Genomic DNA, 20024 nt, shown 5'->3' with positions numbered 1-20024 from the left:
AAAAGACGGTCAAGGCAACTATGATCGCTGAGGATAAGGGTTCGGAGACAATGCAGTCTTCTGGTCAAAGTCCGAGGAAGGACTGCCTAAACGATCGTCGATCTTGAGGCGGCGATACTGAAGCGCGATCGCGATCGCAAAAGAGACAAAGATACTCCATTCTCCCCCGGCACTCGCCACGCTGAAGCTATCCGCGGAATTAATGCAAGCTGCAAGAATGAGCGATTGAAACACCCAAAACAGTTCTACAGTTTTGAGCCGCAACAGCAAGTAAAACGTTCTGAAAAACAGCGTACACAAGCTAATGAGATAAAGCGTGAGTCCCACAATACCTAACTGTAGAAATAGTTCAAGAAAACCATTGTGAGCATTAAAGCGAACGCCAGCCCGAAAAGAATTCACTGCCCAGGTCTGCGTCAGAATTGGATAAGCTGCACCAGAAGTCCAAAATCCGGAGTATCCATGCCCCAGCCAAAAATGCTCTAATCCCTTCTCTAGCACCATATTCCAGATGGGAAGCCGCCCGTTAAATTCAAGGTTCTTACCCAATACATCGACCACAATGAACTGCAAATTCAAGAAGATCGATAGGGCGACACCTAGACTTACGGCGAGAACGATCGCCGTTGAAGCCACGCGCAGCCTGTAATCCTGCTTGAGAATGCTGTAAAGCGGAAAGAGATACATCGTGATCAAGAGCGCTGCCAAAGCAGTTCTGCCTCGACTCAATAACAACAGCGCCACTGCAATTGCACACACGCTCCAAATCAGCCAGCGCCATCTGGAGCGCTGCAACCCCAGCAGCGTCAGCAACAGAATGGCAGATGTCATTTGAGCCGCAAACAGGTTCTTGAACCCAAAAATACCCTTCCAGGCTCCGATAAATTCACCATCTGTTTGGATGCCATACGTGGGAAAGGCAACCCCTGCGATCAAGCTCAAGACAGCAGCGATACCAAGAACCTTAGCGAGTAGTCGCATTTCACCGCCCAGACCAAAGCGCACAGCAATGTAAACACCGAAAACTCCGGCTCTTATGAATGCTTTGGTTTCGTCGCCCGTGACCTCCGGAGCCATAGACCAAAACACGGAGACAAGCGCCATGACGTGTAGCAGCAGCAGAGGAATGTCTCTGGTCATCGCGAACAAGAGTTTCTTCCAACAGCCTGAGACTAAAATCAGAAATGCCAGAATTGGATAGCTTATTAGGTTGGCGATGCTCACCGCTTGCGGGGGAAGCGCGATGCCTAAGAAGTACGCAAAGAAGAGTCCAGCGAACCAGGGTTCTAATTTCTGGATGAGCAGTAGTAGATCTTTGAGTTTCAAGGGTCTGCCTCCGGTTCTAATCTGAGTAACGAGTTTTAGTGTCGCTTGCGATCGTTGCTCTGTAGGATATCTTCAAACAGAGACTGATAGCGATAGGCTTGCTGCGCTTGGGTAAATTCTTGCTCGACTTTTTCGCGAGCACGATCGCTTAATCGACGATGACGATCACGGTTTTCAATTGTCCAGGCAATCCCCAGCGCTAAATCGTCGATCCAATAAGGCTGTGCTAGATAGCCTGTTTTCTGATGCTCAATCAGGTCGGGCATTCCGCCAATTTCAAATGCAACACAAGGCGTTCCACAAGCCATCGCTTCCATGATCGTATTGGCAAGATTCTCCTGCGTCGATGGCAGGATAAACACATCTGCGGCGGAGTAAATCAAAGACAGCGATAAGTCATCGCGAAAGGAACCGAGGTAATGGGTTTTCATCCCGAATTCGGGCGGATGCTGTGGACGATCGGCACCGAACACTACTAATTCCAGCGATTCACTCCATCCTGCCTGTGCCAAACTCTGGAGAGCAGGCTGCAACAGATGAAAGCCTTTACGCCGATCACTCGTTGCTGCCATCGCCCCAAACAGCGCTAGATGCTTGTCTTGGGGCAGACCCAAGGCTTCACGGGCAAGGGTGCGACTGATCGGTCGGTACCGGGTGATATCTAAACCGTTGGGAATCACTTCAATCCGCGAGCTGCGAAACAGTGAACTCGATCGCGCACAGTCTGCCAGCCATTGGCTCAACGCCACGATTGTCAAGTCGATCGATTGCCAACTACGGGCTTTGCGCTGCCAGATTGAGCGCGATAAGTCCCGCGCTTTGGAACTCTGCAACTGTGGGCAACTGCCGCACGATTGCGTGTAGCGATCGCAGGACAAGCCCCCTGTTGAATCACTTACACCCGTATAGTGACAGCCGCCAGTGAACGCCCACATATCATGCAGCGACCAGACGATCGGACGATTGAATCGGGCGATCGATTCAATCTGAATAAATGCATCGTTAATCCAGTGCAAATTCACCAAATCTGGATTGATCCGATTCACACGAGCAGCGACGGTTTCTGGTAGCCATTGCACCGAAAAGGTCGTGGGCTGGCGCTGGCGATAGCGTTTTAAGGGCAGTGCATCAAAGGTCAACCTCGCTTTCGCAATGCCTTGTTCAAGCTGCGTTCGAGGCGCGACGATCGACTTGTCCCCGCTCGTCTTTGCCTGTACGAGCATCTGAGACGCTACCCCAATCTGGTGCAGCCCCTGATGCAGTCGATACGCCGCTCTTGCCGCACCGCCTTCGACATCATAACTACTTGCCAGTAAAATCTTCACGCTCCCTCCATGATTGTGGCGACTTCCTGAATCGCTCGTGCTGCTGCTTATCTCGGTTATTGCTGCTTGCCCAACGAAAATCTGAGCGGATTCGGGATAATTTTCAGCGTTTGATAAGTGCGAGTACTAAAAATGGCTCCCCGCATGATGATGCTAGTGGCAGTGGCGATCGCGGCCCCCTCTAGCCCAAAGTTTGGAATCAATAGCGCGTTCAGCACCACATTTAAACCCGCCGTTACCCCTGTGCCGATCGCGGTTTCTCGCTCTCGTCCTGTCATCAGTAGGAGCAATCCAGATAGCTCAAGCGGTGAACTGATTAAGTAACCGAGGCAAAGAATCGTCAGCGCGGCTTGCCCTTGAAGAAATTCTGAACCAAAAATTAGTAAGAACCAATGTCCAAGTACAATCAGCGAGGTTGAGATTGCACCGCAGGCAAGAAACAGCATTCGAGCACCGCTGTGTGCCACCTGTTCCACTTGTGATAGATTTCGCAGTGCATAAGCTTGCGCGATCGCAGGCCCGGTTGCAGCAGAAACGGCTGCCAAGCTGAACTGGATCAACTGCGCTCCTCGCCCAACCACCGTGTAAATTCCTGCCGCACTGGTTCCTTTCATCGCGCCTAGCATCAGCACATCGATTTGCTGATTGATCGTAAACATGGCAACGATTGCTAAAAACGGCAAGCTGCCCTGAAACCAAGCGTTAGTGTGATAGACCGGGGAAGCTTGCTTTGTCTCAACAGGCAATGCGGCATGAAGCTGCTGTGAGCCAATCCAATAGGCCACGCCAACCGTAAGAACATAGATGCCCATGACGGAATACACCGTGATGAACGGGCGGTGAAAGACAAACAGCAGTCCGAGCAAAACTAGGAATAGAATCGGCTTGATCAACAACTCCGGGAAGTCGCTTTTGACGACCTGATTGAGTCCCCGCATACTGCCTTGCCGGAGTGCTGTTAATGTTCCCAAGGGCAGAGAAAACAGACAAAGCCAGAACACCACCAGCGTTTCAAAACTGGCGCGGTTGAGCCACCAAGCAGTGACAGCACCGATCGCGCCAATTGTAATCGACAGCAGCAGCACCATCTCGTTCGCTCGTCGCAGCAATCCCTTGAGTGCTCCCCAGTCTGAGTTCGCGTGATAAACCGCAACCTCACGCACAAGATATTCGGGTAAGCCTAAACAGGCGGGCACTCCGAGAAAGCCGACCCAGGTAATTGCATAAATATAGTCTCCATAGCCAGAAGCCCCCAAAGCTCTCGCTAGACAGACATTCGTGATGAAGGCGATGCCGAGCGAAATGACTTTTACAGCGAACGATCCAGCCGCTCGTTTTGCGATTGAATTACGAAGCGCGATCGTTTTAACTTTTCTCAAGCCTTTGATCAGTGAGCTTTGATTCAGCACTCGTGCATCCCCATATCAGTGTCGTCAGTCAATCTGTTTTGTGTGCAACCCAGACGCTCAATCCAAGCTGCTTTAGAATTTCTTTCAATCAACGCCCCGCTCTTACCGGAGTCGCGGGTTGGCTTGCACGATTGGTTTGTTCAAGCATTGCCTGGCTCAGTTGGTGGAGCTGAGCTTTTCGATGCTGCATCTGCGGTGTTGGCGGTAAACCAACCGTTGCGAGGATCTTCTCCCAGCGATAAACCCAATCGTGCTTCTGCAAGGCGTGAGCCGCATTGTTGACGTGAATTTGATTGAGGCGATCGGGCTGAGCCTCAAGCTCCGCTAGGAACTGGGCGATATCTGGCGCATGAAACGGCATCGGAATCACTGCATCCGGCCAATCAAAAAGCTGCTGGAATTCCTTGCTCTGGGGCGCACAGCCGATCATAATTGTTCCTGCTGCCGCGCCTTCATAAAAGCGGTAGCCAATTTCCTGAGCAGATGAGGATTTATCTGGCTCATCGGCACAGGCATAGTTCGTAATGAAATAGCGACTTCGTTTCAGCAGATTGGCGTACATGCTGCGATGCTCCTGCGGCACCATGGTTCTTAGGTTCGAGCCAGTATCGTAGTAGTAAAAGAAGTTTGCGCTTTGGCTGAGTTCGAGCAGTGCTGCATGAGTAATCTCCGATCGCCGTCCTAATGAGGCGAGATCAATACTGCGCTTTGGTAGACCCAGGGACGGGGAGAATTTTAGGGTATCGAGTCCGAAGGGCATCCAAGTGCAAGGACGGCGAGTATAGTAGCTCATCGGCTCAACGCTGTTTGTCGATCCCATCAAGATGGCATCAAACTGCTTCAGGGGTTCTAATAGATGACGGCGCTTGTGCAGCCATTCATCGTTAGGCCAGGATTCGGTGATGAAGCAAATCGCAGTCTTACATCTGCTGCGCCAGTTTTTTAGAGACTTTAGCGCTTGCAGTTCAAAGATGTTTCTAAGTACGACAAAGAATAAATCGTAATCTTGCTCAAGGGTCTGAACTGCGTTGAATGCAGGCGTGATCCACTGCGATAACCGTCGCGATCGCGTAATTTTGTACGCTGCCGTGTACATCCGGCGAGAGCGATCGGGAGCACGATCATAAGTGAGTAAGTCTGCTTGATCAAAGTCGCTAATGAGATCTTCAATCTCATAAATCATGGCATCGGTGACGCGATCGCGCACATTCCGTGCGGACAACAAACAGACGCGAGACTGTTGTTCAGAGGCGGGGTGGGACAGTTTGTTTTCTACAACAAAGTTCACTGTATTTATCCTATGCTTTAAAGTTGACAGCATTTCTAGATTTGCCCACAGCCGTTGGTGACTGCTCACGCTCAGCTAATAGGCACCCGTCTTTTGCAGGACAACACTAATAGTTTGTAAGATGATTTTTAAATCCAGCCAAAGCGACCAATCTTTGATGTAAACCATGTCTAATTGCAGCACATCATCAAAATTATCGACATCCGATCGCCCTGAAACCTGCCACATTCCGGTAATTCCAGGTAAAACCGCATGGCGAATGAAGCAGTGTTCTGAAAACTTTTCTACATCCCGCACAGGCAGCGGTCGCGGCCCCACAAAGCTCATCTCGCCAAGCAACACGTTAAAGATCTGCGGGAGTTCGTCTAGGCTATAGCGGCGCAAAAACTTACCAATGTGGGTGACACGCGGATCGTCTTTGATTTTGAAGAGAACGCCATCGCGGGTTTCGTTCTGGCTCTCTAGCTGCTTCTGTAGCTCAGGTGCATTCACGACCATCGTGCGGAACTTCCAGACGCGGAAGGGACGGTTGTGCAAGCCGATGCGAGTCTGACGAAAGAAAATCGGGCCTGGGGAATCCAGCTTGATCAGCAGCGCAATCACCAGATAAACGGGGAAAGTCAGGGCGAGAAACACAACCGAGGCAAGAAAATCAAAGCAGCGCTTCACCTGAAACTCAACGCCAGCGATCGCAGGTGGCGCAAATGTCGAGCAATAAAAGTCAGGCAATTGCCAAACCCGTGAATCAGAGCAACTTTCATCCCGACCCAGTAGCACACAAACATGAAGCGTTATTCCCGCGTTCCGTAGATCCCAGTAGAGCAGCATCAGCTCTCGCGCAGGCAACTGTGAACATAAATAGACTTCAGATACTCCCATCCGCGCCAACCTACGAATGGTTGCTTCTCGCTGCTCATCGCTTAACTGCTGCGAATCATTCCAGCCTGCCACAGTGTAGTAGGATTTCTGCCCCAAAAGCGGCACAATCCGCTTTGCTTGCTCTGGCTGACAGAAGATGAACACCGTGTGCCGCCCCGCTCCGGCTTGGCGCACGCATTGGATTAAAACGCTGGTTAAGCATCGCCCTAAAACCAGGAACACTGTGCCCAAAAGCGCAAACCAAGCGAAGGGAAGCAGTAAACGGGCATCTACCGAATCGGTGAATAGGGTAGTTACTCCGATCGCGCCATCGACCAGCATTAGCGTTCTGCCTAGCTTGCCAAAGTCCCGCCAGCCGTTGCCTTCGCAATAAAGCCCCACAACTGCAAACACCCCGACCGTCAAAATGGCGGTGGGTGTAAACGAGATGATGCGCTCTTCAACTCGCAAGGAGACGCTGAGATCTGTGCCGCTGACTTGCGCGATTCGCCAAGCGACATACAAGAGCACAAAGTCAAGTGCCATCAAGACCGAAAAGCGAAGCCAATTCATTACGCTTCTTTGATGAATCTGAAGCGAGGCGGGAGAGCGCAAGTCCCTGACTCGTTGCTCAGGTAGAGGGGGCAGAGTGCGGAGGCGCGACTCTGGTGGACGAGAAACTTGAGAGGTCATAAGTGTCTGAATCGTGCAGGAATGAGGAGCAAGAACGGGGTTATAACGCCGGGGCTGTGCTGCTAAGCAGCGAAACAACCCTTCAACAACGATTGACAGCCTTCTCCGAAGCAGCCAGCCCAGCCAGACTAAATTCAGGCAGTCTCCTGCATCAAGCATCAACTCAACATTCAGTCTGTTCAAACATCCGTATTCCTATGTAACAGTGTTTAGGAGGTAGGTGCTTGAACGCTGGATTGATGCTTGTATCATTACTGAAGACTTTGTATCAGCTTTGCCTCTCGTTGCCTGGACTGCATCTTAGTACAGCGAAGACAAAGTAGCCAAGCACACGCTAGGGTGACTTCACTTAAACTTTACGCAGTCATCCGTGATATGAGGGAGTGATTAGATAAATTTACGGAAGTCGATACGGTATTCCGCTCAAAATTCAAATCGTTTTGAACATCCTTGAGGAGGTAGCCCCTGAATAGAGCTGGAGGTAGGGTACTGCTCCTTTAGCGCAGGATGAGCCAATCCGACTTGGCGTACTGAATGTCATAGCGCTTCAAACCCTCTCCAGATGAGCAATTACCGACTTTTTAATGGCTTAAACTGTCGAAACTGTAGAGGTAGACCGATCGTTAACTCAGGGTGTTACGGCTTCAAGCGATAAGAAACGCCATATTTTTTGAGCCAGTTCTTCTATAGATTGCACTATTTTACTAACTTTAAAGAAACGGTGAAATTGCGGATATTTGCTTGATTCAGGCTGAGAAAATCATCTAGATTGCGTCCATCTAGCAACGTTATCAGCAAAACGAGAATTGATTACATGAAAGTACTGGTTACTGGCTCTAGTGGCTTGATTGGTTCGGAAGCAGTGGAATATTACGATCGCGCTGGTCATCAGGTCATCGGCGTAGACAACAACATGAGAGCCAAGTTCTTCGGCGCTCAGGGTGACACCCTCTGGAACCTCAAGCGACTGCAAGGTAATACTGCTCAGTTTCAACATTACAGCATCGACATTCGCGATCGCGATCGCTTATTTGAATTGTTCCAAGAACATACATTTGACTTGATTATTCACTGTGCGGCTCAGCCCTCACACGATAAAGCTTGCCAGATCCCCCTCTTGGACTTTGAAGTGAATGCGCTTGGAACGGTCAATCTGCTCGAAGCCACTCGCCAGTTCTCCCCAGAAGCGGTGTTCATTCACATGAGTACCAACAAAGTGTATGGCGATTCCCCCAATGAGATTCCCCGCGCAGAGCTTGAAAAGCGGTACGACTACGCTAACGCAGAGGATTATCACGGTGTGGCTGAAACCTGCCGCATCGATCGTACCCTGCACTCCCTGTTTGGTGCATCGAAGACGGCAGCCGACGTGGTAGCACAGGAATACGGACAGTATTTTGGCATGAAGGTTGGCGTGTTCCGAGGCGGCTGCTTAACGGGTCCGTCGCACTCAGGAGTTGAACTGCATGGATTTCTGTCGTATTTGGTGAAAGTTGCACTGACGGGCGGCACCTACAAAGTCTTTGGCTATAAAGGTAAGCAAGTCCGCGATAATATTCACAGTTACGATGTTATCCAAGCCTTTGAAGCTTTTCGCAATGATCCGAAACCGGGCGAGGTTTATAACTTGGGCGGCGGACGCGACAATAGCGTTTCGATCCTCGAAGCCTTTGACTGGGTGGAGTCGATCAGCGGTCGGAAAGTGAACTGGGTCTATGTGGATCAAAATCGTATTGGCGATCACATTTGCTACATCTCTGACCTGCGGAAAATGAAGTCGCATTTCCCCAACTGGACAATCACGCGCAGCTTGCCGAGCATCTTCGAGGAGATGGTTGCCGCAGAGTCTGATCGCTTAGCAGCACTGGTGTAGCCTTACACCGAAAAATCGTAATGATAAACAATTGGATGCTCCAGCTTCCAGAATTTCATTGCTAGAAAGCGGCAGAGTCGCTACAGGCTGGATCTGAATATCACACACGAAAGCTTGTCTAACTACATTTAGGGTTGCATTGATTTAGTCTTAGTCAGCGTGTCAGTTGACGGGGAATTTATGACAAAAGATTTGCTCAGGACAGACCTCGCGATCGCTGCGTCGCCCCGAAACATCTATTTAACCCTTTTTCGAGTTTGAGCGATGCGTTGAATTTGCATTGCAGTGACTCATGCTTCTTGCTAGGCTTCGTTGATCAAATTAAAACGCTACGGAACTTGAGGCGCTTGGTTATGTTAGAAACACAGGCAATGTACCCCATTGCAAATCGAGGGCGAAACGGGGATCAGGAGCGGTTCCTGCTGTTTGAACTCGATACTCGCGGACATCACCCTGGCTATATTCAGCATCTCGTCAGGTACTGGTGTCAGCACAATCTGCCTGGACAGCTAGACGTGCTAGTTTCGCCAAAGTTTATCCAGCAGCATCACAACATTGTCAAGCTGGCTGAATCCTCCTCAACAGTCCGATTTATATCGATTACCGAGGCTGAAGAAGCGGCGCTATTCAACAGCTTTGATTTAGCACATTCCTTTCGCGGTCGGATTGTTCGAGCATTTCAGGAGTGGCGCTTGTTACGTCAGTATGCACTCTCGCTAGGGACGACGCATATCTTTGTGATGTATTTGGATACAGTTTTACTGCGCTTGGCGCTGAAGGTGACCTTGCCTTGTCCGGTGAGTGCGATCTACTTTCGACCGATTCTGCACTATGGGACGTTTCCAAACTACGTTCCTGAAGGCAAAGAGAGTGCTTGGCAGTGGCGCGATCGCGTCTGCCTAGCTCGGTTTTTACTTTACCCGAATCTGCAAACCCTATTCTGCCTCGATCCGTTTGCGGTGGAGTATATCAATCAGGTCTATGGCACCACTAAGGCTGTGTATCTGCCTGATCCAGTTCAGCGATATACCTATGCTGAGAGTGAGTATGAGCAACTAAAAACGCGCCTAGGCATTCAACCGAATCGAACGGTATTTTTGCTGTTCGGAGCGCTAAGCAGCCGCAAAGGGTTAAGTCAAGTGCTTGACGCGATCGCGCTATTACCCCCCGCCTTGTGTCAGCGAATGACCCTGTTGTTAGTGGGGCCAATGGAAGAACCCCAACAGCTTGAAGCGCGAATTGCTGAATTATCTACAACCAAGCCGATTCAGATCATCACCGAGCATCGATTTGTGCCAGATGAAGCCATTCATCCCTATTTTCAAATTTCTGATGTCGTCTTAGTGCCTTACCAACGACATGTTGGTATGAGCGCGATCGTTGTCCGAGCGGCAGCGGCACAAAAGCCCGTGCTTGCCTCAGATTTCGGCTTAGTGGGAGAGCTGACTCGACGCTATCAGCTAGGACTCACGGTTGACTCAACGCAGCCAGATGAAATTGCCAAGGGAATGACTCGCTATCTGCTGGAAATTCCTAGCGAGTTATGTGATCCGGTACAGCAAAAGCAGTTCGCCGATCGCAATACAGCGGAGCAGTTCGCCGGCCAAATCTTTCAATGTCTACAGCGCAGTTCTTCGCGTAGAGATCGCAGTTTTGCGAATCCAGCATCCGATTACTCGCAACTCAGCAACTCATAAATCTTATGAATTCTACAGTTTCACCCTACCAGCGCTTCGGGGAAGTCCGCCTCTTAAACACAAAATTTCACAAGCTTACGGTTAATGAGCTAATTGAGTATATTGTTGAAGCTGCTCAGTGGAATCAGAAAACAGTCGTTGCCCATACCAACGTGCGCGGCATGAACTTTGCATGTTCGCTGCCTTGGTATCGTCGCTTCATCAACCAGGCAAATTTGGTGTTTTGCGATGGTTTTGGAGTCATCCTCGGCGCAAAGCTCAATGGCTATGATCTTTGTTCGTGTCATCGCATGACTTGCCCAGATTACATTGAGTCGCTTGCCCAAGCTTGTGAGCGGCAAGGCGTGTCGCTATTTTTGCTGGCAGGCAAGCCAGGCGTAACCGATCAGGCGATCGCCAAGCTCAAGACGGTCGCACCGAATCTTAAAATTGGGGGACATCATGGCTACTTCAGCAAAGTCGGTGCGGAAAACGATGCGGTGATCGAGCAGATTAATCGCTTTCAGCCCGATGTTTTGTACATTGGGTTTGGGATGCCGCTACAGGAGCGCTGGATTGTTGATAACTACGATCGCGTCGATACCCGTGTGTTTCTGCCCCTGGGAGCCTGCCTTGATTTCTACACCGGCACAGTCTATCGCGGTCCGCGCTGGTTAACAGACATGGGATTTGAGTGGTTAACGCGACTGGTGACAAAACCAGGACAGCTTTGGCAGCGATATATTTTGGGGAATCCACTGTTTTTCTCACGGGTTTTGGCTGAAGCCTTGAAAAGACGGTTAGGCATGAAGAAGTGATAGCGATTTGCATCAGAATTAATTCCCTATTGCCAAGCGATTCTTAGGAGAGCGTGTATGACCCTTTCAAGACGGCGCACTCTACAACTGGGTTTAGGAGCAGTTGCAGCAGCAGGATGCTCTGGAATTGAGCGACAACCCGTTCGCGCATCGGACAATCCGAAACAAACTTTTTCTATGACCGGGGAGATGCAGCTAAAGCAACGGGCAGCCGCAAAAGGACTGATTTATGGTTCAGCCGCAAGCTATTCTTCATTGAAACAAGATCCGCAGTTCGCTAAGCTCTTTGCTGAGACTTGCGGCATTTTAGTTCCTGAGAACGAACTAAAGTGGGGAGCCTTGCGCCCTGCATCGGATCGCTATGACTTTACACAAGCAGATTGGATGGCAGACTATGCTCAGCAGAACAACATACTGTTTCGGGGACATAACTTAGCTTGGAAACATTTCAATCCAGACTGGCTAGAAGGTGTAACTAGCCGGAATGCTGAGCAAGTCCTTACCCGACACATCACAACGGTTATGAAACGGTATGCAGGACGGATGCACTCTTGGGATGTCGTGAACGAAGCGATCGCGGGTATTCCAAGTTGGCGGTCAGATGGGCTTCAAACTTCTCCGTGGTTGACGATGCTCGACAAGGACTACATTGATATTGCATTTCGAGCAGCAGCAGCAGCCGATCCGAAAGCGATGCTAGTTTATAACGACACGGCACTCGAATATGAGAAGCCCGAAGATGAGCGGACGCGATCGGCGGTACTGGCTCTGCTGCGGGATCTCAAGTCGCGTAAGATTCCAGTCCATGCCCTCGGCATTCAGGCACACTTAGATGCTGCGGAAACGCGATTTAACGCCAACAAGTTGAGGCGGTTTCTCAGTGATGTGGCAAGCCTGGGTCTAAAAATTCTGATTACAGAGATGGACGTAAAAGATCAGAATCTTCCCCCAGATAGGGAACTGCGCGATCGTAGCGTTGCGCGTACTTATGAAGAATACTTGTCAGTGGTACTTGATGAACCTGCTGTGGTTGCCGTGATGACTTGGGGACTTAGCGATCGCTACACTTGGCTGACTGAGACTAACCCCCGTAAGGATGGTTTAGCTATCCGTCCATTACCATACGATGAGAATTTAGGTCGGAAGCCAGCTTGGAATGCGATCGCTCGTGCCTTTGATGCCGCACCTAAACGGAGTTAGATCAAACCCCTTGTAGTGAATTCTGTCAAGGGCGAGAACACACGCTTGAGGTACCTAAAGTTTTAGGATGTGCTGGTTCCCGCCTAATTCATACTCCTATTTAGCAACGCCCGTTTTCTCAGTACCTCTAACAAAGTTGTAAAATAAGCGGGAACAGGCGCGATCGCTTCGACCCACTTCTCAGTTACAGGATGAATTAATCGCAGCCGCCAAGCATGAAGGGCTTGTCCGGGAAGATTGACCCCAATCGATCGACCAGAGCTATAAACCGGATCGCCCACGACTGGATGCCCGATAAAAGCACTATGCACTCGAATTTGATGTGTTCTTCCGGTCTCTAGCTCGAATTGCAGCAGCGTATAGTTTCCTAAGCGCTCTTTGATTTGCCAATGGGTGATTGCGCGTCTTCCGCCTTTTTCTTCGGGAACGATCGCTTGTTTCTGGCGATCAACTGGATGCCGCCCAATCGGTTGATCAACGGTTCCACTCTCTTGTTTTGGCGCACCGTAGACGATCGCGTAATAATCTCGTCGAGCCGTTTTAGTACGGAATTGTTCTTGCAGGTGATGAAAGGCTTGCTCGGTTTTCGCGACAACGATCGCGCCTGTGGTGTCTTTATCTAATCGATGCACAATTCCAGGACGCTGTACCCCATTGATTCCTGGTAGCATTTCACAATGCGCTAACAACGCATTCACTAAGGTTCCTGATTCATGTCCGGCGGATGGATGTACGACCATTCCCGCAGCTTTATTTACAATGATCAATGAATCATCTTCATACAAAATGTCTAACGGAATTGGTTCTGGTTTTAGTTCAAAGGGTTGTGCTTCGGGTAGTTCAATCTGAATCAAATCACCGTCTTCGACTTCTGCTTTTTTTGATTTGCAAAGTGCGCCGTTGACTTGAACGTGACCGAGTTCGATTAATTTTTGAATGCGCGATCGTGACAGATTGGGAAGCTGCTCCGCGAGATATCGGTCGATACGCTCACCGCTTTCTTCAACATAAAACTGAATCAATTTTGTCTCACTCGCCTAGACAGTCATAATCTATCTTACGCTCTCAATCCAGGCTTCAGCTTTCACGGTTGCGGTTCCAGAATCTGAAAAATGCTCTCGCGACTAATCTGTTCTGTTGTTTCACCTTCTGCGATCGCTCGTTCTCCTCCCGTTTTAGCAAGTCCTAGCTCTTATCTAATCATTTTCCTTGCCTTCGAGCGATTGTTTCTCATACTCTGAGATAATGCTCCGGATGTCTTCTGCGGCAATATCGGCTTGCTCGGATTCTGTGTAAATGGTCAGCAAAATAATGCCCGTTACTGTTCTGAGGTAATAAATTAAGCGATAGCCACCACTTTTCCCTTTCTGAGTATCACTGTTCCGGACTCTGAGTTTGAAGACTGGATAGCCACTCCCGGTATTTGATCTCCTGTTTGCTCTCCTTGCTGAAGTTTTTCGATATTTCTTGGTTAAGTCCCGCAGATTTCGTTTGAATGTAGATGAAGCTTGAACTTGAATCAAGGGTTGCTCAGTCATCCTCAAGCCCTTCCCAAAGCTGGCTGACTGGAATTGTTTGTCCGGTCATTGCTTCATGCCAAGCTTGCCGAAAATCAGCTAACAGTTCTGCTTTAGATTTATCCTCTATGTCTGTCTCTTCTGGAATGAGAACAATTACTTCTACACGGCTGTTCTTTTCTTGTAGAAGTGGTTGATCTAAGGATAATTGTCCTTGATATCGATCATTGCCATGACTTTTAGTGCCTTCATTGCGCCTCCAGCTAGGTCAAGTTGATATCTAATACTTCAATCTGCTGATTAATCCAGGCGATCGCGCTTTCTTCGTCGGTCTCGATCGCTCGTTCTACTCCTGTTTTAGCAAGTTCTAGCAGTTGTTTCGATTGAGATCGCTTTTGATGGGATTCTTCAACCTTGTTTCTAATCTTTTGCTGGATTGATTCTGGTGCATCCCAAATTAGGAATTGAGCAATATCATCAAGATAGACTCGAATAGTTCCTGATGACCCCTGTAGGTGCTTTTGAGTTTAATGCCTTGTGACAAAAAGCTTATAAATCCCCTCAATTACGCAGGATTACTTTTCACGGCTAGAATTTCACATCTAGAAATTGTGGGCGACACTGCGACAGAATTTCATGCAGATTGACAACATTCCCGATCACCGCGATCGCAGGCGCACCAAAATTTGCAGACTCCATCTGAGCGCAGATCGTTTCCAGCGTTCCAATCAATTCTTCTTGCTCTGGGCGAGTTCCCCAACGCACCATTGCGATCGGTGTTGCTAAACTCATCCCCGCTTGATGCAATTGTTCAATGATGTGCGGCAAATTGTGAACACCCATATAGATGACGATCGTTTCTGACCCCTGCGCAATCGCGCCCCAATTTACGGCAGGGCGATACTTTCCCGCTTCTTCGTGTCCGGTTACAAATGTCACCGATGAACTGTACGAGCGATGCGTCAGCGGAATGCCTGCATAAGCTGGAGCCGCAATCCCAGAGGTAATTCCGGGAACCATTTCCACAGAAACTCCTGCGGCAATGAGATCCGTCATCTCTTCGCCACCGCGCCCAAAGATAAACGGATCGCCTCCCTTCAACCGAACAACGATTGCCGCTTCTTGAGCTTTTTCGATTAATAACTGCGTAATCTCCTCTTGCGCCATCGAGTGCCGTCCGCGTCGTTTTCCTGCGTCAATGCGTTCGGCGATCGGATTAATCATTGCCAAGATTGGCTCACTCACCAAGGCATCATAAACGACCACATCAGCGCATTCTAGTAAAGCCTTTCCTTTTAGAGTCAGCAACCCCGGATCACCTGGCCCCGCACCGACGAGATAGACTTTACCGCTGCAATCTGTGTTTGTTGTAGTCATCGTTAGGAAGATTAAGAAAACGAGTGAAGACTGAGTACCTCACAGTAATCAGTCTAGCCGCTTAAATGTGCTACTTTCGATACATGACGTTTGGAAAATTTGTAAATTTCGCCACGCTTTATCTCAGAATAGGGACTGATTTTTCGGTTGCGCAATTCAATTCGGCTGAAGATTGCACCGTAATAAAATCCGTAATCAACCGCAGCAAATCTTCACAGAAATCAAATGGAGCTAACCATTGCAGCGTGAGGTCAGGATGTTCTTCGGAAAAAGCTTGAACTGATCGCTCGATCGCATCTGTAATCCCGCCTGAGAATAGAAAATACGGCAAGATCACAATTCTGTGACATCCTTGCTGGTTTAGCTCAAGCAAGCGTGTTTCTAATTTCGGCTCAACTGACCAGTAAGCAGAAACCGCATCGATCGCATTTGCAATTTCTTCAATGGGCGCATTCCCACCCGATCGACGACTGCCATGAGACATCAGAATTCGAGCATCAGCGGGAAACTCAGCCAGTCTTGAAGCAAGAACCTCTGCCATTCCAGAATGAGTTCCTAGATGCGGCAGAATTTGAAGTTTGGTATCAATCCGAGACTGAGCGATCGCAATTTGCGTGGGAATATCTTCCATTACATGAACCCCCGGCAGCAGAAACAGCGGCACAATCTGAATCTGCGAAACGCTTTCATGCTGGCGACTAAACTCCTCGATTTGCTCATGCAGCGCAGTTGGGGCGCATTCTAGGACAGCCGCTCCTACCGGAACAGATAACCGTTGTTCTAAGCGATCGCGCAGTTGATCGATCGCCACTTGGGGACGAATATCTCGACTTCCATGCGTAACGAGAAGATAGGCAGAACGCAAAATGCAAGCCTCAATCTACAAATGTAAAGTTAAGTAACATTCTAGCGGCTCTGCTGCATCCTCAACACAAGCAATCTTTAAACAGAGATAAAAAGTGAATTGATCAAGACGCTGCGTGCTACACTGACCGAAATTTTATCTTGTCGCTTGGGCATCTATGCGAGTTCAATTGAAACAAATCGGGATTAGAACTGCTGTACAGCTTAGCGTTGCCGTCGTGAGCCTATCAGTTGAATCTAGTTTTGCTCAAGCGCAGAGACTCCCCCCGCCGCCGAATGTCCCCCCCATTCCTACCACTCCTAGTGCGCCGCTTCCTTCAACTAGCCCAGACTTCCCACCGCGAGCCCCCATCAATGTTGCTCCCGATGAACGGATTTACACGGCTCCAGGCGTGAGTCCCGTCAATCCCGTTGCGCCTGTGAGCGGTCGATATCGCGTTTTCGTGGATAGCGATAGTTCATTTGTCTTGCAGCGGGTGCGAGTGATTCAGCCGGACGCTTTTCTTCAAAATGCTGGTGGACGCAGAGTGATTCAAGCAGGGATATTCAACAATGAGGTGAATGCTCGGCAGCAGGTTTCACGCTTATCTACTCAGGGAATTTATGCCCAAATTACAGGGGGACTTTCTCAGCCCGGAAACCCGCAACGGGGCTATTATGCGGTCGTCCCCGGCAATCAATTCGAGGTGCAGGAGCATCGCAATCGAGCCATTCGTCTAGGCATCTCTCAGTCTGCGGTCAGGATTCGCAATCGCCCGCTTGGATTGCATCTCGCAGTGGGTCCTTTCTCAGATGAGGGGGAAGCAGAACGAATGGTGCGGTATTTGCGCGATCGCGGCAGGATGGATGCTCGACTGTTTTATGCTCGCTAAGCAAACGTTGCGAACACCCAACCGAGCCCGAGTCCCAGCCACGCGACGACCACGAGAATGATTAGAGCTTGGTGCTGAGTATATTCAGCCGTTTGCAAGTCCAACCGCACCAAGGATTCCGCACTTAGCACCATAATGATCGGTACAAAAATCTTAAACCAGTTAAGCAGAATCGATGCAAACGCTGCGATCGCCAACAATGAAGCAAAGGCAACCGTGTCTGACTTAAACCACTTGGTCAGCATTTTTTCCGAGCTGGTAAGCGGGTGCATCAAGATCAGAGCCAGAACTACACCGAGACTTGCAGCAGAAGCAAGCGATGTCCAAAGGTAGGCGGTGGAGATGATTAATTTTCCGAATGTGGCATATGCCGCAAATAGCAGAGATGCAGACAACCAGGGAAATTTCTTCATACAGGCGCTAAACTATGCGGTTTTGGCGGATACACTCAGCGTACCAGTGATAGCTTGATTTCGGTATCCGTCGCTGGGTTTTGTAATCGACATAGGTAATGCCAAATCGCCGATCGTATCCCCATGCCCACTCAAAGTTATCCAGTAAGCTCCAGACAAAATAACCGCTGATCGGATAACCTTCGCTCGCAGCTCGATGAACGCCTTGAAGATGCTGACGCAGATAGAGAATACGATCGATGTCAAACACTTCGCCAGAATTGGTTAATTCATCTTGAGCAGCACAGCCGTTCTCGGTAATGAAAAGTTTGAGATCCGGACGATTTAAGGTTTCGCTAACGTGCCGAATCCCCCAATACAAACACTCTGGAACAAGATGTAACCAAGGCATATGTAATAGCGGATAGCCTTTGGGAAAATTGATCCATTCACAGCCTTGTGAATTGTCCGCAGCACGAATGTAAGCGCCGGTGTAAATATTTAGACCAAGAAAATCTAAAGGTTGATGAATGATTTCTAAATCACCGGATTGAATGTCTGGAGCATCATTGCTTAACTGTTTCAGAAAGCCTGGATGGTATTCACCTGTTAATGCGGGATAAATCATTCCACCATTGCGAAAGTGATAGGGAAAGGCTTTTTTTGCAGCTTCGATGTGTTCCGGTGCTTCGATGATGGGCACAGTGACTCCAAAGTTATCGACTAAGCCGATCGACGATCGCGCTGAATTTGCTCGAATTGCCTGGCACGCTAATCCATGTGCTAACAACGCATGATGCGAGGTTTGCCAGACTTCTTTCAGCGACTTTACCCGCGTTCCTGGAGCCATTTCCGGCTTCTTGTTCACCGCGTAGGCTAAGTGCGTAAAGCAAGTAATTTCATTCAGTGTCATCCAGTTCGTGATCCGATCGCTCAATCGAGCTACGATCGCGCCCACATATTCTGCAAAATCCTGCGCCATTTCGCGACTGCGCCAAGATCCGTATCGGTCTTCCAACGCTTGGGGGCTATCCCAGTGAAAGAGTGTTGCCCAAGGGGTAATCCCGTGATCCAACAGGCAATCGACTAATCGACGGTAGAAATCGACTCCAGCTTCATTGACTGCACCGCGTCCATCCGGGACAATCCGACACCAAGAAATGCTGAAGCGATAGTTCTTGATGCCCAACTCTGCCATCAATTTAATGTCTTCTTCGTAGCGATCGTAATGTTCGCAAGCGATCGCGCCTGTTTGCCCTCGAAAGGTGTTGCCCCGCTTGGCGCTAAAAGTATCCCATACGCTTGGTTTTCGTCCGTCTCGCTTAACCGCTCCTTCGATCTGATATGCCGAAGTTGCAGCACCCCATTCAAAGCCCGTTGGAAACCGATGGCTAACCATGATTGCGTGAGAACTTGAATAAAAGTACGGTTGCTAAAATCAATGCAGGAGATAACACAGCAAACAATACATTAAATAAGGTGGGTTCGATCGCTGCAAAAGGAGCTAGATACTTAATTGAGATCGACACCAGCAACGATATGCCCATCACTTTGAGAATCACATTGAGCGTGTCCATGTTACTTCTCGTACTGCTCATAAGCTTCTACAATTCGCTGCACCAGTGGATGTCTGACTACATCAGCTTTGGAGAGCGTACAGAATGCGATCGTATCGATCGATTGCAGAATCCGATTCGCCATTGCCAATCCTGATTCCTGATGCATTGGCAAATCTGTTTGCGTCAAATCTCCAGTGACAACCATTTTGGATTTAAACCCAAGCCGAGTCAGTAACATCTTCATTTGCGCTGGCGTTGTATTTTGCGCTTCGTCCACAATAATAAACGCATTGTTCAAAGTGCGTCCTCGCATATACGCGATCGGTGCCACTTCAATAATCCCACGCTCCATCAAGCCGCTAATTTTTTCTGGCTCAACAAACTCATACAGTGCATCGTACAGGGGACGCAGATAAGGATCGATCTTCTGCTGCAAGTCTCCGGGTAGGAACCCTAGTCTTTCTCCGGCTTCCACCGCTGGACGAGTCAAAATCAAGCGCTCATACTGATTCGATAACAGCGCTTGAATCGCCAAAACCGCAGCGAGATAGGTTTTTCCAGTTCCCGCAGGCCCGATACAGAAGGTTAAATCGCGCGATCGTACCGCTTGAATATACTGCCGTTGCTTAAACGTCTTCGCCCGAATGGCTTCACCGCGCCGCGTCTTCCCCAATACGTCCTGCTGAATCGTCTGAAGCTCGCCTTCTTGATGCGTATCCAAGGCATGACGCGCCGTGAGAATATCGACGCTTGAAATCGCCTGTCCCTTGCTCCAAGAAGACTCTAGCGAACCGACTAACCCCTTGACTAGCTCAATCTGATTCGGCGTTCCCGTAATCATCAACTCCTGCCCGCGCAGCACAACCGTAGCTCCAGTCTGACGGGCAAGAATCTTCAGATTGTCTTCTCGATCGCCAGAGAGTGCGATCGCGCTTTCAGGACTTGGCAGGGGCAGCGTAAATGTTTCCATGCAGTAC

Annotated in this window: 18 protein-coding genes and 1 pseudogene; 5 read left to right on the top strand and 14 right to left on the bottom strand. The window is 49.4% G+C overall.

Going from position 1 to position 20024, the window contains the following annotated elements; genetic code table 11:
• Positions 1-18: 18 nt before the first annotated feature.
• The 5 genes from NC980_RS05445 to NC980_RS05425 form a co-directional block, all read right to left on the bottom strand.
• Positions 19-1326 carry an O-antigen ligase gene (locus tag NC980_RS05445; protein ID WP_190377764.1) on the bottom strand — a complete coding sequence of 436 codons (1308 nt, stop codon included), beginning with the start codon at positions 1324-1326 and terminating at the stop codon, positions 19-21.
• Positions 1327-1361: 35 nt separating this feature from the next.
• A complete protein-coding gene (locus NC980_RS05440) occupies positions 1362-2651 on the bottom strand; it encodes a glycosyltransferase (RefSeq protein WP_190377763.1) in 1290 nt (429 codons plus the stop codon).
• A gap of 56 nt (positions 2652-2707) precedes the next feature.
• Complete coding sequence (locus NC980_RS05435) at positions 2708-4060, bottom strand: flippase (protein ID WP_190377762.1); 1353 nt, start codon at positions 4058-4060, stop codon at positions 2708-2710.
• An 88-nt stretch (positions 4061-4148) separates the two neighbouring features.
• The gene (locus NC980_RS05430; RefSeq protein WP_190377761.1) at positions 4149-5348 is read right to left on the bottom strand and encodes a glycosyltransferase; all 1200 of its coding nucleotides are present in this window, start codon (positions 5346-5348) and stop codon (positions 4149-4151) included.
• A gap of 75 nt (positions 5349-5423) precedes the next feature.
• Positions 5424-6899, bottom strand: coding sequence for a sugar transferase (locus NC980_RS05425; RefSeq protein WP_190377760.1), 1476 nt, complete (start codon positions 6897-6899; stop codon positions 5424-5426).
• An 814-nt stretch (positions 6900-7713) separates the two neighbouring features.
• Here NC980_RS05425 and NC980_RS05420 point away from each other — a divergent pair.
• From NC980_RS05420 to NC980_RS05405, 4 genes are all read left to right on the top strand, one after another.
• Positions 7714-8772, top strand: a complete 1059-nt coding sequence (locus NC980_RS05420) for an NAD-dependent epimerase/dehydratase family protein (protein WP_190377759.1) — start codon at positions 7714-7716, stop codon at positions 8770-8772.
• Positions 8773-9125: 353 nt separating this feature from the next.
• Positions 9126-10469 (top strand): glycosyltransferase family 4 protein, encoded by a 1344-nt coding sequence (locus NC980_RS05415; RefSeq protein ID WP_199298599.1) that lies wholly within the window; start codon positions 9126-9128, stop codon positions 10467-10469.
• Positions 10470-10474: 5 nt separating this feature from the next.
• A complete protein-coding gene (locus NC980_RS05410) occupies positions 10475-11266 on the top strand; it encodes a WecB/TagA/CpsF family glycosyltransferase (RefSeq protein WP_190377758.1) in 792 nt (263 codons plus the stop codon).
• Positions 11267-11323: 57 nt separating this feature from the next.
• Positions 11324-12466 (top strand): endo-1,4-beta-xylanase, encoded by a 1143-nt coding sequence (locus tag NC980_RS05405; protein WP_190377757.1) that lies wholly within the window; start codon positions 11324-11326, stop codon positions 12464-12466.
• A gap of 83 nt (positions 12467-12549) precedes the next feature.
• Here NC980_RS05405 and NC980_RS05400 read toward each other — a convergent pair whose 3' ends face one another.
• The 5 genes and pseudogenes from NC980_RS05400 to NC980_RS05380 form a co-directional block, all read right to left on the bottom strand.
• On the bottom strand, positions 12550-13488 hold the full coding sequence (locus tag NC980_RS05400) for an RluA family pseudouridine synthase (protein WP_190377756.1): 939 nt from the start codon (positions 13486-13488) through the stop codon (positions 12550-12552).
• A 174-nt stretch (positions 13489-13662) separates the two neighbouring features.
• Positions 13663-14004 (bottom strand): type II toxin-antitoxin system RelE/ParE family toxin, encoded by a 342-nt coding sequence (locus NC980_RS05395; protein WP_190377755.1) that lies wholly within the window; start codon positions 14002-14004, stop codon positions 13663-13665.
• Positions 13997-14235, bottom strand: a pseudogene (locus NC980_RS05390) (hypothetical protein). The gene NC980_RS05395 and the pseudogene NC980_RS05390 overlap by 8 nt, the downstream one beginning before the upstream one ends.
• Positions 14236-14571: 336 nt before the next feature.
• Positions 14572-15360 carry a uroporphyrinogen-III C-methyltransferase gene (gene cobA, locus NC980_RS05385; RefSeq protein WP_190377754.1) on the bottom strand — a complete coding sequence of 263 codons (789 nt, stop codon included), beginning with the start codon at positions 15358-15360 and terminating at the stop codon, positions 14572-14574.
• A 118-nt stretch (positions 15361-15478) separates the two neighbouring features.
• The gene (locus NC980_RS05380) at positions 15479-16225 is read right to left on the bottom strand and encodes a sirohydrochlorin chelatase (RefSeq protein ID WP_190377753.1); all 747 of its coding nucleotides are present in this window, start codon (positions 16223-16225) and stop codon (positions 15479-15481) included.
• A gap of 157 nt (positions 16226-16382) precedes the next feature.
• Between NC980_RS05380 and NC980_RS05375 the strand changes: the two genes are divergently transcribed.
• Positions 16383-17096 carry a hypothetical protein gene (locus NC980_RS05375; RefSeq protein ID WP_190377752.1) on the top strand — a complete coding sequence of 238 codons (714 nt, stop codon included), beginning with the start codon at positions 16383-16385 and terminating at the stop codon, positions 17094-17096.
• Here NC980_RS05375 and NC980_RS05370 read toward each other — a convergent pair.
• From NC980_RS05370 to NC980_RS05355, 4 genes are read right to left on the bottom strand one after another with little or no spacing between them, the layout of a single operon-like run.
• Positions 17093-17509, bottom strand: coding sequence for a hypothetical protein (locus NC980_RS05370; protein ID WP_190377751.1), 417 nt, complete (start codon positions 17507-17509; stop codon positions 17093-17095). The genes NC980_RS05375 and NC980_RS05370 overlap by 4 nt on opposite strands.
• Positions 17510-17516: 7 nt before the next feature.
• Positions 17517-18887 (bottom strand): GH1 family beta-glucosidase, encoded by a 1371-nt coding sequence (locus NC980_RS05365; protein WP_190377750.1) that lies wholly within the window; start codon positions 18885-18887, stop codon positions 17517-17519.
• Positions 18880-19065 carry a hypothetical protein gene (locus NC980_RS05360; RefSeq protein ID WP_242027051.1) on the bottom strand — a complete coding sequence of 62 codons (186 nt, stop codon included), beginning with the start codon at positions 19063-19065 and terminating at the stop codon, positions 18880-18882. The genes NC980_RS05365 and NC980_RS05360 overlap by 8 nt, the downstream gene beginning before the upstream one ends.
• Before the next feature lies 1 nt (position 19066).
• Entirely contained in the window at positions 19067-20017 is a 951-nt protein-coding gene (locus tag NC980_RS05355) for a PhoH family protein (protein WP_190377748.1), read from the bottom strand.
• Positions 20018-20024: the final 7 nt, after the last annotated feature.

The organism is Leptolyngbya sp. AS-A5 (assembly GCF_039962495.1).
GTDB lineage: Bacteria > Cyanobacteriota > Cyanobacteriia > Leptolyngbyales > Leptolyngbyaceae > Leptolyngbya.
This window is presented reverse-complemented; position numbering and strand designations above follow the sequence as displayed.

Coding starts and splice junctions, on each gene's coding strand:
- NC980_RS05425 (WP_190377760.1), bottom strand. CDS start 6,899: ATGACCTCTCAAGTTTCTCGTCCACCAGAGTCGCGCCTCCGCACTCTG.
- NC980_RS05420 (WP_190377759.1), top strand. CDS start 7,714: ATGAAAGTACTGGTTACTGGCTCTAGTGGCTTGATTGGTTCGGAAGCA.
- NC980_RS05415 (WP_199298599.1), top strand. CDS start 9,126: ATGTTAGAAACACAGGCAATGTACCCCATTGCAAATCGAGGGCGAAAC.
- NC980_RS05410 (WP_190377758.1), top strand. CDS start 10,475: ATGAATTCTACAGTTTCACCCTACCAGCGCTTCGGGGAAGTCCGCCTC.
- NC980_RS05405 (WP_190377757.1), top strand. CDS start 11,324: ATGACCCTTTCAAGACGGCGCACTCTACAACTGGGTTTAGGAGCAGTT.
- NC980_RS05395 (WP_190377755.1), bottom strand. CDS start 14,004: ATGACTGAGCAACCCTTGATTCAAGTTCAAGCTTCATCTACATTCAAA.
- cobA (WP_190377754.1), bottom strand. CDS start 15,360: ATGACTACAACAAACACAGATTGCAGCGGTAAAGTCTATCTCGTCGGT.
- NC980_RS05375 (WP_190377752.1), top strand. CDS start 16,383: ATGCGAGTTCAATTGAAACAAATCGGGATTAGAACTGCTGTACAGCTT.
- NC980_RS05370 (WP_190377751.1), bottom strand. CDS start 17,509: ATGAAGAAATTTCCCTGGTTGTCTGCATCTCTGCTATTTGCGGCATAT.
- NC980_RS05365 (WP_190377750.1), bottom strand. CDS start 18,887: ATGGTTAGCCATCGGTTTCCAACGGGCTTTGAATGGGGTGCTGCAACT.
- NC980_RS05360 (WP_242027051.1), bottom strand. CDS start 19,065: ATGGACACGCTCAATGTGATTCTCAAAGTGATGGGCATATCGTTGCTG.
- NC980_RS05355 (WP_190377748.1), bottom strand. CDS start 20,017: ATGGAAACATTTACGCTGCCCCTGCCAAGTCCTGAAAGCGCGATCGCA.